Source organism: Pseudomonas sp. 008, from assembly GCF_016861935.1.
GTDB lineage: Bacteria > Pseudomonadota > Gammaproteobacteria > Pseudomonadales > Pseudomonadaceae > Aquipseudomonas.
Window position 1 is genome coordinate 76,482 of the sequence record NZ_BOMA01000012.1, and the last position, 13,843, is coordinate 90,324.

At 61.1% G+C, this 13,843-nt stretch carries 10 protein-coding genes; 2 read left to right on the plus strand and 8 right to left on the minus strand.

Translation table 11 applies throughout. The annotated features are described in order from the left end of the window. The 5 genes from JUI81_RS22585 to JUI81_RS22605 form a co-directional block, all read right to left on the minus strand. Entirely contained in the window at positions 1-1,101 is a 1,101-nt protein-coding gene (locus JUI81_RS22585) for a YCF48-related protein (protein WP_204125066.1), read from the minus strand. Between the two features lie 71 nt (positions 1,102-1,172). Next, positions 1,173-2,534 carry a DUF1329 domain-containing protein gene (locus JUI81_RS22590; protein ID WP_204125067.1) on the minus strand — a complete coding sequence of 454 codons (1,362 nt, stop codon included), beginning with the start codon at positions 2,532-2,534 and terminating at the stop codon, positions 1,173-1,175. Positions 2,535-2,549: 15 nt separating this feature from the next. Next, entirely contained in the window at positions 2,550-4,199 is a 1,650-nt protein-coding gene (locus JUI81_RS22595; RefSeq protein WP_204125068.1) for a DUF1302 domain-containing protein, read from the minus strand. A 149-nt stretch (positions 4,200-4,348) separates the two neighbouring features. Further along, positions 4,349-5,116, minus strand: a complete 768-nt coding sequence (locus JUI81_RS22600; RefSeq protein ID WP_019578612.1) for a coniferyl-alcohol dehydrogenase — start codon at positions 5,114-5,116, stop codon at positions 4,349-4,351. 71 nt (positions 5,117-5,187) lie between these two features. Further along, the gene (locus tag JUI81_RS22605; RefSeq protein ID WP_204125069.1) at positions 5,188-6,663 is read right to left on the minus strand and encodes a benzaldehyde dehydrogenase; all 1,476 of its coding nucleotides are present in this window, start codon (positions 6,661-6,663) and stop codon (positions 5,188-5,190) included. 293 nt (positions 6,664-6,956) lie between these two features. Between JUI81_RS22605 and JUI81_RS22610 the strand changes: the two genes are divergently transcribed. Together JUI81_RS22610 and JUI81_RS22615 are read left to right on the plus strand one after the other, a co-directional pair. After that, positions 6,957-8,732: a sigma-54-dependent Fis family transcriptional regulator gene (locus JUI81_RS22610; RefSeq protein ID WP_204125070.1), complete on the plus strand. Its 1,776-nt coding sequence runs from the start codon at positions 6,957-6,959 to the stop codon at positions 8,730-8,732. 217 nt (positions 8,733-8,949) lie between these two features. Beyond that, positions 8,950-9,561, plus strand: coding sequence for a TetR/AcrR family transcriptional regulator (locus tag JUI81_RS22615; RefSeq protein WP_018927876.1), 612 nt, complete (start codon positions 8,950-8,952; stop codon positions 9,559-9,561). Between the two features lie 91 nt (positions 9,562-9,652). On the opposite strand, the gene JUI81_RS22620 is transcribed toward JUI81_RS22615, so the two are convergent. The 3 genes from JUI81_RS22620 to JUI81_RS22630 all read right to left on the minus strand — a co-directional run bounded on the left by JUI81_RS22620 (position 9,653) and on the right by JUI81_RS22630 (position 13,513). Further along, complete coding sequence (locus tag JUI81_RS22620; protein ID WP_204125071.1) at positions 9,653-10,756, minus strand: polyamine ABC transporter substrate-binding protein; 1,104 nt, start codon at positions 10,754-10,756, stop codon at positions 9,653-9,655. 39 nt (positions 10,757-10,795) lie between these two features. Continuing rightward, positions 10,796-12,133, minus strand: coding sequence for an alginate export family protein (locus tag JUI81_RS22625; protein WP_204125072.1), 1,338 nt, complete (start codon positions 12,131-12,133; stop codon positions 10,796-10,798). 117 nt (positions 12,134-12,250) lie between these two features. Then, complete coding sequence (locus tag JUI81_RS22630; protein ID WP_204125073.1) at positions 12,251-13,513, minus strand: serine hydrolase; 1,263 nt, start codon at positions 13,511-13,513, stop codon at positions 12,251-12,253. Between the last annotated feature and the right edge of the window lie 330 nt (positions 13,514-13,843).

A 13,843-nucleotide genomic window follows, 5' to 3' on the forward strand; every position in this document is an offset into this window, starting at 1 on the left:
TCAAGGTTTGCCAGAGGCCCGTGGATCCTGGTCAGCGGCCACACCGCTCAAACCGACGCTGGCCAGGCTGCCGTCGGCCGCCTGTTGCACGGCCGCGACAGTCCCGCCGCTGCGGCTCTGGCGTTTGTCGAAGCTACGACCTTGGTCATGGCTGAAGAAAAGTTCGCCGCCCTGGCTGGCCAACAGCAGGCTGCCATCGCGCAGTTCGATGGCGCTCGCCAGTGTTGATTCGATACCGGTGTCGAGGCGTCGCCAACTGCCGCCACGGTCATCGGACCACCAGGCGTTACCGCGCAAACCATAGGCAATCAAGGCGCCGCCGCGAGTGCCGAGCAGGCCGAAAAAGCTGCCTTCATAAGGTGACTTCAAGGCCTGGAATGAATGCCCGGCATCGGTCGAACGCAACAGCAAACCGCGCTCCCCCACCAGCAGCAGATCGTTGCCCGAGACGCGAATGCCATACAGGTTCAGGCCCTGCGGATTGTCCACATGCTGCATCCACGGCTGCCAGCTTCGCCCACCGTCGTCGGTGCGGTAGATCTGGTTATAGGCGCCAACGACGTAGCCGTGCAGGCGGTCACTGAAGTACAGGTCGAGGAACGGTTTGTCCGGTCCGTCGTCGAGCATCTGCCGTGCCTGCGCCAGGTTGCCGGCGCCGCCCGGTTGATTGGCATCGCGCTCAGCGGCCTGCACCGCCAGCGCGGCGGCGCGTTCGCCGTCGAGTTGCTTGTGCCAGGTTTCACCGCCGTCCTCGGTGTGCAACACCACGCCCAGATGACCGACCGCCCAGCCCTGCTCGGCATCGACGAACTGCACCGCCGTCAGGCTGACGCTGACCGGCACACTGGCCTGGCGCCAATTTCTTCCAGCGTCATCCGAAAGCAGTACGATCCCGCGCTCGCCGACCGCCACCAGCCGCTCGCCGGCCCGGGTCAGCCCGAGCAATGCCGCGCGCTGGGCCTTGGCGGTCGGCAGTGCCGGCTGCTGCAGTACTGCAAACGTGCTCGCCTGGGCGTTGAACATACACGCCATCAAACCCAATGCCAGGACGCAGGCGCCCCGGCGCAGGCCGAAGCCCGCATAGCGTTTTTGCCCCATCATGTCGGTATCCCACTCGCAAAGTCACAGGCGACCGCAGCGCGCACCCTCACCCGCCGCGGCCTCCCTCAGGTTCAACGCATGTTTTCGTTGGCCATGGCATCCGGCGTGAAATAGGACGCCGAAGGTTTCGCGACTTTCTGGTACTGGACCGCCAGATCGTTGCTCGAGGAGTTGAGGAAGTAGGCGCCGGTGTCGAGGTTGTAGCTGCCCCACATGACTTGCGCGGTGAGGGCCGGCAGGTCCGGCGCCAGCAGCGTCAGCGAATACATCTGCCGTCCGAGCTTGCCCTGGGCGTCATAACCGTCGGCCATCAGGATCTGCCAGGAGTCTTCGTCGATGTAGTAAGTCCGACGCGGCACCACATGGCGCTTGCCGGATTTGAGCGTGGCCTCGACCACCCAGACCCGATGTTTCTCCCAGCGCACCAGGTCAGGATTGAGGAAGTTCTGTTTGACCAGGTCGTCGCTCTTGGCCAGGGCGGCGCGGTTATTGTTGTAGGCGACGATCAGTTCTTTCTTGCCCATCAGCTTGAGGTCATAGCGATCGGTAGGCCCGAACAGCATGAACGCTTCGTCGAACAGACCGACCCCCGAGGTCACGAAGTCCGGGGTGTCGTAGGCGATGTTCGGCGCCCGGCGCACCCGGCGCTGACCGACCAGATACTGCCAGGCCGCGCGGTTGGCCGGGTCCAGGTCCCAATGGGTCATCAGGCCTTCGCCGGCCTTGGACGACGGCAGTTCGGTCAGCAGCTTGCCCACCAGGTACTTGCCGGAAAAGTTTTCCAGGCTGCCGCCTTCAACGTAGTAGGGAAACTGGTAGGTGTACTGGGCGCGGGTCGCCTGGACTTTCTTGCCGCCGGCGGTCATCAGCCAGGTATCGAAAGGCGAACTGATGGTGTCGCCACCCTGCCAGGACAATCGATAATTCCACAGCACTTGCGTACCGTTTTCCGGGATCGGGAACGGGATGCCGCCATAGGCGCCGGTGACTTTCTCGCTCGCCACGTCCAGCGTGGCGCGGGTGGCATTCTTGCCGGTGTTGTCATACACCCATTGCGGGGCTGCCGCCGAGCGATGGGTCGGGTAGACGTCCAGGCGATAGTCCGGGTATTTCTTCAGCAGCAGCTTGGTGCCTTCGGCCAGTACATTGGCGTACTGCTCCATGTTCGAGGCCTTGATCGAATACAGCGGTTTTTCACCGGCGAATGGATCGGGACGTTTGTCACCCGGTTTGTAGCCCGGCGCGACCTTGGTGTAGCCGCCATCCCAGGCAGGGATGCTGCCATCGGCGTTGCCGGCGCGCTCGCCACCAAGGGGTGTCAGTTCAGTCTTCAAGCGTACAGCCTGCTCAGGCGACACGGCCGCCTGCGCCAGGCTCATGCCGGCAAAGGCCAGGGTGAGGACGCAAGTGTTGAGAAATGCTTTGTTCTGCATGGCGAATCCACCTTATTAGAATGAGGTTTTCACGTAGAGCGAGACGAAGTCGCGGTCGGCCAACGACTGCCCGTAACTGAAATTGCCGTCCTCGCGCAGCCCGGCTTTCGGGGCACCGAAGAAGTTCACGTAGTTCAGGCCGACATCCCAGCGCTGCAGGTAGGTGGCCTTGAGCCCGACACTCCAGTCGCCGGAATGGGTATTGCCGAAGCCCGATTTGTTGACCGCCGAAGAGCGCCCATCGAGTACCACACCCATGCCGATCGGCACGGTCAGGTCGATCCCGTCGACAATCTGGAAGTACGCCGACTCCACCAATACCCGCAGTGCCGTAGCATCGCGGGTGGTGTTGGCATCCAGCGCGGCGGCGTTCTCGGTCACGCTCAGGGTGCGGTTCCAGGCCAGCTCGGCCAGTGCCGAGCCGCCATCCCAAAATGCGGTGGGCGATAACAGGTAAATCGCCGACAGGTTGGCGTGAGCGGTTTTGCCCCTGGCAAACAGTGAGTTATCGTCGCCATCGGCCGCCACGCCAGGGGCCACCACTTGCAGATTGCTCACCAGCGGCGCGTTCCAGCGCACGGAAGTTTCACCGGCAAAGTTGAACGGCCCATAAGCGGTGGAGAAGCTGACGCCAGCAGTCTTGATGTCTTCGGCGTAGACCTGACGATAGGAACTCAGGATCGGCAACCCGGTGGCGGCCGCAGCCGTACCGTCGAGGTAGGCGTACAGGCCGGTCGGGGTTTTGTCATGATACTGCGCAGCGTAGAAACCCAGCTCCAGCTCGGTGCCGGTCGGCTTGAAGCGGATCTGCATACCGCCCTGCCCCGAATTTCGCGGTTTCAAATCGCCGCCATTCACCGTGTCGTTGCCGAACACTTCGCGCAGTGAACCGCTGCCGTAACCGATGGCATCGATATCGCTCAGGTAGCTGCCGGCGCCGGGCACATTGGAGCGTTCCCACTCAAACTGGTAGTAAGCGCCCACCGACAGCTGCGGGTTGATCTGCAACTGCCCGGAGATCTGATTGACCGGACGCAGGATCTCCTTGAACTGGGTCCCCGGCACGCTCAGCAACTTGACCACATCGGTCGGGCCCTGGGCATTGGCAATGCCGTTGCCACCGTAGAACAGGCTTTCGCCGTAGATCAGGCTGTGTCGGCCCAGACGCACCACGCCTTGGGAGTCTTCACCGAGGTCACCGCGCAGGAACACGAAGGCGTCGAGAATTTCCGCGTCGCGACCGTGGAGCTTGCGGGTTTCGCTGAGGAAATGCGTTTGCTCGCTGCTGTCGGTGCCCTGGTTGTAGATATCGTCGTACCAGGCTGCGCCGCTCACACGCAGGCCATAGTTTTGCCGGCTGAGGTCCATTTCAGAAAACAGGTCCAGACGATTGGAGACCAGGCCACTGCTGAAGTTTTTATCGCCCTGACTCTGGATCGACGGGTACAGGCCGTTGGCGGTCGGTGCGTTGACCAATCGGCTGTCCTGCCCCTGAAGACGCCAGGCCTGGCTGTACTTGATGGTGTTGTCCCAACGCAGTTTCCAGTCGGAATCACCAAGGTCCATTTGCATGGCCTCGACCCTTTCGACCATCACACCGGCGCTGCATAACGCCAGAAACAGGGCGCAATGCTTGAAACGAAAGCAACGTTTAACGTTGTCCATGGACGCTCCTCATTATTTTTATTTTTTGGCATGGCTTTGCACTTGTGGCGAGGGGGCTTGCCCCCGCTGGGGCACGCAGCGGCCCTAAAATCAGCCGGTTTACGACTGCTTCGCAGCCGAACGGGGGCAAGCCCCCTCGCCACATGGTTTCAGATGTAGGTAGAGGCCAATCCGCCATCGACTGCCAGGTTGACGCCGTTGATCCAGCGCGACTCGTCGGCACACAGGAAAGCGATCACCGCCGCTACCTCATCGGCATAAGCGGGGCGTTTCATGCGATGGGCATCGGCCTGGGTTCGGGCCTCACCGAGCATGCTCACGAAGTCGCCGAGGATCGGTGTGAAAACCGGACCTGGCGCGACGCTGTTCATGCGCACCGAATGTTCGAGAAACCAGGGTTGGGCCTGCAGGTAATTCCAAACGATCAAGGCTTCCTTGAAATACTGGTAGCAGGTCTGGTCCGGTACCGGGTGCTCGGCCAGCCAGGCCTGCCCGGCGGCGAAACCTTCGATGCGCGCCAGTGCCTTGTGCTGTTCCAGACGTAACGGCCACTCGGCGCCGAGGATCGAGGCGATATTGACGATGCTGCCGCCAGCGTTGATGCGTGGCAGCAACGCGCTGCTCAAGTGGCGCAATCCCAGGTAGTTGACCCGCGCCAACAGTTGCGGGTTTGCAGTGCCCGGCACCCCGGCGATATTGCACAGGCTGTCGATCCGTGCCGGTAGCTGCGCCAGCAACCGGTCGATGTTCTCGGCACTGCTCAGATCGCCCTGAACAAAACCATCCAGGGTCATGTGCGGCGCCTTCAGGTCCACGCCAATCACGTGGGCGCCGTGGCTGCGCAGCAGGCTTGCCGTGGCCGCGCCGATACCCGAAGAGACGCCAGTCACCAGCACAATCTTGTTGTCGAGTTTCATGTTGAGTCCTCTTATTATTTTTGTGTACTCGGTGGGCCGACCTACCTTGTCGGCCCGGAAAAACCGGCCCGTCAGAACGGGTAACGCGGCGCCTTATCCTTGACCGTCACCCATTGCCATTGGGTGTATTCATCCCAGTCGGCCGGGCCGCCAACGCTGCCGGCATTTCCTGAGCTGCCGCGTCCGCCGAAGGGGTTGATGCATTCGTCGGCCACTGTCTGGTCGTTGATGTGCAGCAGCCCGCAATTGAGTTGCTCGCCCATCGCCATCGCGTGCCCGACCGAAGGCGAAATGATCCCTGCGGACAAGCCATACTCGGTGCGGTTGGCCAGGTCGATGGCCTCATCGTCGCTGGCAAAACTCACTACCGTGGCCACCGGGCCGAAGATTTCCTCGTCGAACGCGCGCATGCCCGGGCGCACACCGGAAAGCACCGTGGGTTGGTAGAAGAGCTGCTCATACTCGCCGCCGGCTTGCAGAGTTGCCCCGGCCGTCACACTCTCCGTGACGATTTCATGCACTCGCAACAGCTGGCGTTTGTTGATCAACGGCCCCAGCACCGCCTCACCGCGAGCGGCATTGCCGACCGTGATTGCCCGTGCCTTTTCTGCCAGCCTGCGGACCAGCTCTTGTGCAATCGACTCATGGGCCAGGATGCGTCCGGTGGCCATGCAAATCTGCCCCTGATGCAGCCAGGCACCCCACGCGGCGTTGCTGGCCGCCAGTTCGAGATCGGCGTCTTCGAGCACAATCAACGAGTTCTTGCCGCCCAGCTCCAGGGCGACTTTTTTCAGATGACGCCCAGCCAGCTCCGCGACTTTGCGCCCCGCTGCGGTGGAGCCGGTGAACGCGATCATCCGCACATGCGGATCGCGGCACAGCGCTTCTCCGGCTGGCGCCGCACCCGGCAACACCTGCAGCAAGCCCTTGGGCAGACCGGCCGACTCGAACAACCGGGCAATGATGAAACCGCCACTGACCGGGGTCTGCGGATCGGGCTTGAGCACCACGGCGTTGCCCGCCGCCAGCGCCGGCGCCACCGAACGCAGGGACAACACCAGAGGAAAGTTGAACGGCGAGATCACCCCGACCACGCCATGGGGCAATCGGCGTGCATAGGACAAGCGCCCCGCTTCGCTCGGCAGAACCAGACCATGGGGTTGCGACAGCAGCCCGGCCGCCTGATGCAGCAACACGATCGCCTCACGGACCTCATGTTCACCCTTGAACAGGCTGCCGCCACTTTCCCGGGCGATGTACAACGCCAGTTCGGCAAAGTGTTGCTGGGCCAGTGCGGCAGCTTTACGAAAGATCTCTGCGCGTTCCCGTGGCCCCAATGCCGCCCAGGCCGGTTGAGCACGAGCGGCGTTCAGGCTGGCAAACGCGATGTCTACTGCGTCGGCCAAACCGGTGACGGTCAACACCTCGCCGGTGGCCGGTTCGATGACGCTATGGCTGCCGCCCAATGGACGTAGCCAGTCGCCATTGAAGATGCGTTCACGCCATGGCTCGTCCCGCAGAAAATCAGATGGTTCACTTACCGACATTTCGGTCTCCCGGCTCTTGTGTTTGTCATTGCCTGACGCGGCCTTGCTAAAACGATGCAAGGCGTCTGCGTGGTGAAAGCGCTAGAGCAAGGGCTGTGCCGACTTCCTGCGTTGCGCCGCATTTCAACTGGCGAAGGCTCTGGCCTGCGGGCTTTAGAGGGGCATTTGCGAATAGGACAAGGTGCTTGGCGTACAGCCGGCAGCTCGCCACTTGTCCAAATGATAAAGTTATGTTTAATAACTGTTTTGCTAGTTGATCATTTCGATCAGTCGACTCGCTCAGGGGCATAACAATGAACAATCCCCATTCGCTGCTTCCTCATCTTGCCGTGCAGGAGGAGCATTTCTCGCCCCGAGGTGACAGTACCCAACTGGCCGAAGGCAACTCACCGACCCTGGCCGAGTTGACCGAATGCCTGTTCTTTTCCCCTGTTGACGGACGTATCTGGCTCAACGACCAGCGCATGCTGCTATTGCACAGCTCATCCTTCGGCGCGCTGCGACGAGAAATTATCGAGCGCCAGGGACTGGAACAGAGCCGCGGCCTGTTTACCCGCACCGGCTATCTCTCCGGCGCACGCGATGCGCGACTGATCCGCGAGCGCTGGCCAGACGCCGACGCCGCGGCGGTTTTCTCGGCCGGCACGCGTCTGCATACACTCGAAGGCATGACCAAGGTCGAACCCCTGCACTTCAAATTCGACGCCGACTCAGGCTTCTATGAAGGTGAATTCCTCTGGCACCACTCCTGTGAGGCCGACGAACATATCGCCGCCTACGGGATCGGCCAGGATTCGGTGTGCTGGACCGAACTGGGCTATGCCATCGGTTATGTCAGCGGGCTGTTCGGCCGTCTGGTGATCTTCCGCGAAACCGAATGCCGGGGCATGGGCCATGAGAGCTGCCGGGTGATCGGCAAGACCGCCGAGCAATGGGGCGATGTCGAGCAGGACCTGAGTTATCTCACCGCCTCGCCCTCAAGTGCCGCACCCAAACAGCCTCAAGCCCCGGCGCCCGCCCCCCAGGATGACGACAGCGAAAACCCCGGCGGACCAAAACCGATTGGCGCCAGCGCGGCCTTCAATGCCGCTACCCTCGCCTTGCAGCGCGTGGCGCCGACGCCCGCCACGGTGTTGTTCAGCGGCGAGTCCGGGGTCGGCAAAGAGTTGTTCGCCCGTCAGTTGCACCAGTTCAGCCCACGCCATCGAGCACCTTTCGTGGCGCTCAACTGCGCCGCCATCCCGGACAATCTGATCGAGGCTGAGCTGTTTGGTGTCGAACGTGGCGCCTACACCGGCGCGACCCATTCGCGCCCCGGACGCTTCGAGCGCGCCCAGGGCGGCACGCTGTTTCTCGACGAAATCGCCAGCCTCAGCCTGCCGGGTCAGGGCAAGTTGCTGCGTGCATTGCAGGAGCGGGAGATCGAGCGCATCGGCGGTGGCCAGCCCATCAAGGTCGACGTCCGGGTGGTGGCGGCCACCAATGTCGACTTGCGCAAAGCCGTGGCGGCCGGAGAATTTCGCGAAGACTTGTTCTACCGGCTGAATGTCTACCCCATCGTGCTGCCACCGCTGCGCGAACGTCGCGACGACATTCCGTTGCTGGTCAACGCGTTCCTGCGGCGCTTCTGTCAGGCCTACGCCCGCAAACCCGCCGGCCTGACCATGCGCGCACTCAAGGTGTTATTGCGCTATGACTTCCCCGGCAACGTACGGGAACTGCAGAACCTGGTGGAGCGCGGCCTGATCGCCAGCGAAGACGGCCAAGCCATCGATCTGATCCACCTGTTTCGCAACGAACCCATGCCGCAGGATGCGTACTCTCTGGACGACAATGGCAGCCTCGCCGCAACCGACCAGAGTCCCGCCGGCACACAGCCTCGCCCGGCCTTGCTGGAGACCCTGGCTCGCCTGGAACACGGTTTCTCCATTGAAGGGCTGGAGTCGCGCCTGATCGATGAAGCGCTGCAAAAAAGCCAAGGCAATCTGGCCGCTGCCGCGCGACTGCTGGGTTTGAGTCGTGCGCAGTTTGCCTATCGACTGAAAAAATACCGACAGGCATCGGCTTGATTCAGGCGGGTCAATGCATGGTGAACAGCGCTTAAAAGATTAATGAAATTAACTATTAAGCCTGAAGACTCTCGCCATCAGCCAACGAGACTTTTCGCTTCCGGGATAAACGCGCACTACAGAAATTAGCGCTTTAAAAGTTTTACCCGATTAAGTATTTTGCATGGATGATTGGGCGACATGCGCCCCCTTTATTCATAGCGACAAGGGATCAACCGTGAGCGGACTGCGTGAACGTCAGAAAGTCGAACGACGCCAAGCCATCAGCAAGGCAGCGATCGAACTGTTCGAGCGTCAAGGTTTCCAGAACACCACCATCGAACAGATCGCCAACCAGGCTGGGGTGTCGGCGCCCACCGTGTTCAAGTACTTCGGCAACAAGCAGGAAATCATCCTGGAAATCCTGCACGACGCCGACCAGCGCGCCCTCAAGGACACCCGCAACCAGATCCCTGAAATTGAGGATCCGGTCGACGCCCTGTGCTACCTGGAACGCCTGCTGACCGGTTACGCCCTGGAAGTCATGCATCCCAGTCTCTGGCGTGAACTGCTGCCGTTGATTCTATTTGGTGGTGATAACGGACTGCCCGAAGGTTATCGGGCCATGAACGATGCGCTCAGGGCCGAAATCAGCGGTTTACTCAGAGAACTGCAACAGGCCGGCAAGCTACGCGCCGACCTCAACGTCGACCTGGCCGCCTTCCTGTTGAACGACTACTCACACCTGCAGTTGTTCAGGCTGGTCAACCAGGAACAGCCGGACATCGAGTCACACTCCGCCCAGGTAAGGCGTATCACCGAGCTGCTCTTTTACGGAATGCGGGCCTGAGAACGCCAGCCTCCTCCCAGACTGGCTGCATGCCATAGCCGAGGCGCGTCATTGCTGGCGAGCCCGGCGTCACGACGCCGGGCCACGATGATCAGCGGTTGGTCTTGATGGTGGTCCAGGTGCGGGTGCGGATCCGTTCCACGGCTGCCGGCATGGGCTGCAGAGCGAACAGTGTTTTGCGCGCTTCTTCCGGCACATACATGTTGGGGTTATTACGGATCTCGGCGTTCACCAGTGCGGTGGCGTCCTTGTTCGGATTGGGGTAACCGATCTTGTTGCTGATCCGGGCAATGACGTCAGGGCGCAGGATGTAGTTGATGAACTCATAGGCTTCTTTGGTATGGGGGGCGTTGGTCGGCACCATCATCACGTCCGACCACATCGGCGCGCCTTCCTTGGGTAACGCCATCTCCACCCTGACGCCCTTGCCGGCCGCATCGGCCAGTTGCTTGGCCAGCGCCACACCACCCGACCAGCCGACGGCTACGCAAATGTCACCGTTGGCCAGGTCCATGCCGTAGCGTGAGGAGTTGAAGTAGGTGATGTGCGGGCGAATCTTCATCATCGCCGCCTGGGCCTGCGGGTAGTCTTCGCGCTTCTGGCTGTTGGGGTCGAGGCCCTTGTAGTGCAAGGCGATGGGCACGATTTCGTTGGCTGCGTCGAGGAAACCGACACCGCAACTGGCCAGCTTGGCGAGGTTCTCTTCCTTGAAGATCATGTCCCAGGTGTTCATCTGCACATTGGCGCCCAGGACTTGCTGAACCTTGTCGACGTTGTAGCCGATCAGCGTGGTGCCCCACAGGTACGGTGCCGCGTAACGGTTGCCCGTATCACCGGCGGCTTCCAGGGTTTTCATGAACTCCGGGTCCAGGTGCTGCCAGTTCGGCAGCTGGTTGCGGTCCAGCGGCTGGACGGCACCGGCGGCGATCAGGTGACTCAGGTTGGCGCTGCCGGGGTACACCACGTCATACCCGGAATTGCCGGTCAGCAGCTTGGACTCCAGGGTTTCGACACTGTCAAAAACGTCGTAGACCGGACGGATGCCCGTTTCCTCCTGGAAGCTCTTGAGCACTTCAGGTGGCAGGTATTCGATCCAGTTGTAGATCCGCACCGTGCGCTCTTCAGCCAGGCACACACCGCTGGCCAGCAACGACACTACAGCGCCCAATAAGGTGTTACGCAAAAACATGTTCATGGTTAAGCACTCCTGCGCGGCCGCGAAGGCTCGCGGCACTTAATAGCGGTAGGTGAGGTACAGTTCCAGCGCGCTGAATTTCTGGTCATCGCCGAACACCTGCCTGGCAGCGGCCAGCGGCTTGACCCAGTTATAGGAGAGCGACGTATAGAACGACGGCGTCGGGGTCCAGTCGAGGAAAACCACACTCTCGTCCGCAAAGCGCCGATCGCTGACCTGCGCACCCATGTAGTTTTTCTCGTCCAGCCAGAACTGATAGTGGATCGCGCCGAGGGTCAGCGTTTCATTGAGGTGGGTCTTGAGCGAGAACTGCTGGACGTTTTCGTTGCTGTTGAACAGCAGGTAGTTGCCGACGACATCCCCCACCAGCCAGGTGCTCCAGTCGACGAAGCCCTTGCTCAGTGACTCCCAGGCTTTCTGCCGGTTGTCGGCGAGGTTGTCGTCGCCGGAAAAACTGGCGTAGCGATAGCCGATCACCGGGGTCAGCGGCAACGTGTTGAAGGCGTAATCCGCCTGACCGTACCAGGCGTTGGCATCGTAATCCACGCCTTCACCACTGCCCCGCTCCACGGCGTATTCGGCATTCAGGGTCAGGTCCGGCACGCCCGGTACTTTGGCCTTCAACGCACGCACGTTGTACACCTGCATCCCGTCCCGGCGTCGTGGCAGTGTACTGCCCTTGGGCCCCAGCGCGTTGACCTTCATCGCCATGGCCCCCAGTGTCACCTGGTCGTCGAGGTTGTAGTCCAGGTTAGCGCCGGTCATGCGGAAGTCACCCAGATCGTCATCGACCCGCAAGGTGAAGGCCTGGGTCTTCAATGCGCCATGATCCCAGGCCAGGATGGCCGAATCCTTGAAGGCGGTTCTGGGGCCAAGCCAGTAGGCGCCGTCCTTGAGTTGGTCGAGGTTACCGTCCATGACGATGAAGCCGGTGCCGATCATGTAGTTCTGGCGACCGGCTGTGAGCGTCCACTCCCCGGCCCGGAAACCACCGTAGAGTTCTTCGGTGGCCACGTCACCATCAGAGCTGCGGGTGAAGCCGCCGGCATCGCCGTCGCCAAAGGTGGTCGCCGCCACCAGCGAGCCACCGGCCAACAGGCTGAAGTCTGGCTGCAGGGCGTATTCCAGCTTGACGCCGGGCTTGACGTAGAGCTCCTGCCAGTCGATTTTCGTACCGCCATTCTTGCCACTGCGCGCATCGACGCGGCCGCTGCCGAAGTTGACGTTACGGGTGGACAGGGTCGCACCGCCGGCAGTGAAGTTAACCTCACCCTTGAGGTTGCCATCCTCGAAGGTGTAGCCCGCCAGCGCGACTTGGGCGGTCAGGGGTAAGCCGACCGCTAAGAGCGTTCGAGAGAAACGCGTCATGAGAACCATATGAAGCTCCTGTGTGATTATTGTTGTTACAGGGCAGTGAATGGCGGCGCAAAGCGCCGCCAACACCTGGTCGAGCCAGGCGAATAGATCGCAAACTTCTTGTCGTTATGAGGCGTTTCAGTGAGTAAGGTGCGCGGCGATGGCACGCAGCATGCGCACGCTGTCAGCATCGAACGGGCTGACAGCCTCGGTCAGCGATGACTGCTTGACGATCACCACACCGGACGGCTTATCGACGAACAGGTATTGGCCGTGGATACCACCGGCCATGATCGCCTGGCTGTGGTCGTTGAAGACGTACCACTGGCTGCGGTAGGAAGCGTCAGGAGTCCATTGGGAGAACTCGGAGTTTTTGGCGTAGATCGCTGGATCGGAGCCGACGCAAATGCGTGCAACCGTCTCGGTCGACAGCAATTGCAGCCCATCATGGCGACCGTCGTTGGCCAGCAGCCGACCGAACCGCGCCATGTCTCGCAAGGTGGCGTTGAAACCGGCACCGGCAACGCTACGCCCCCAAGGATCGGCCATGAAGTAGCCGTCGCGCTCACACCCCAACTGGCTCCAGAGGTCTTGCAGCAATTGATTGCAAGCCTTGCCCGAAGCGCGCTCCATGACCCAGGCCAGGGCTTCGGTGGTGGCGGTCACGTAATGGAAAAAGCCGCCGTGACTGCCGCGTTTTTTCAGCGACGGCAGGTACTGATACAGCGACTCGAACTGAGCGTACTGCGCAGGTGCCGGCTGGAAACCGCAGGCATAGCCGTACTGCGAGCTCTCGGAGTTGGGATCGTCATAGACTTCGCTGTAGTCGATGCCCACGGCCATGTCGAACAGCTGGCGCACCGTGGCATCGCCAAACGCGCTACCCAACAGTTCGGGCACGTAAAACGCCGCCGGCAACTCCGGATTGAGGATGCCATCGCAGACCAGTTGCTCCCCCAGGGTGCCGATCAGCGACTTGGTCACCGAGAACATGACGTGCCGGTCCCGGGGACGCTGGCCGTTGAAGTAACGCTCGAACAGCACGGTGTCGCCCTGCATCACCAAAAAGGCGTCGGTCTGACTGACCACCAGATGATCGATGACACTGACGCTCAAGCCACATTCACTGTCGAAGTGCAGTTCGTCCAGCGCTTGTGGCGCTTCCTTCAAGACGCTGACCGGTCCGCCACCCGCCTCCACATCAATGGAGGGACGCAGGCGCGCCAGATTGCGGAACCCCCACTGATTGAACGGTGGACGCATCCAGTTGTTCCAAGTGACGCGGCGTTTCGGCTCGGCCGGAAAACCCTGCATAAACAAAGGCGCCAAGCGCCTGTCGAGTGACGATTCATTCGTCTCGATGTAAAGACTGGCCAGCAACGGCACGGTGTTCTGACTCATCGGGTTTCCCCTGCAAAATGACTCTGCGTGAAAGCAGATGCAGGGAAATAATTACCCGGTATTATTTTTTAGTCAATAAAACATTTATCAGATAAAAATATTTTGACGCTGTGCTTTGATGGGGGGCAAACACGGCGTTCAGAGCCCGTTACTCCTGCGCCAGCCCTGCCAGCCGGGGGGGTAATTGGGTGCTAAATGCCCTCGCAGGGTGCTGATACCAGGCGTAGGATCGATACGATGACTGCTAATCACGCGTCGCTGGAGGGTGACTTCCAACCCATCTGCATTCACGTGCAAACGCAAGACATATACCGCCGCACTGTAAGGCCG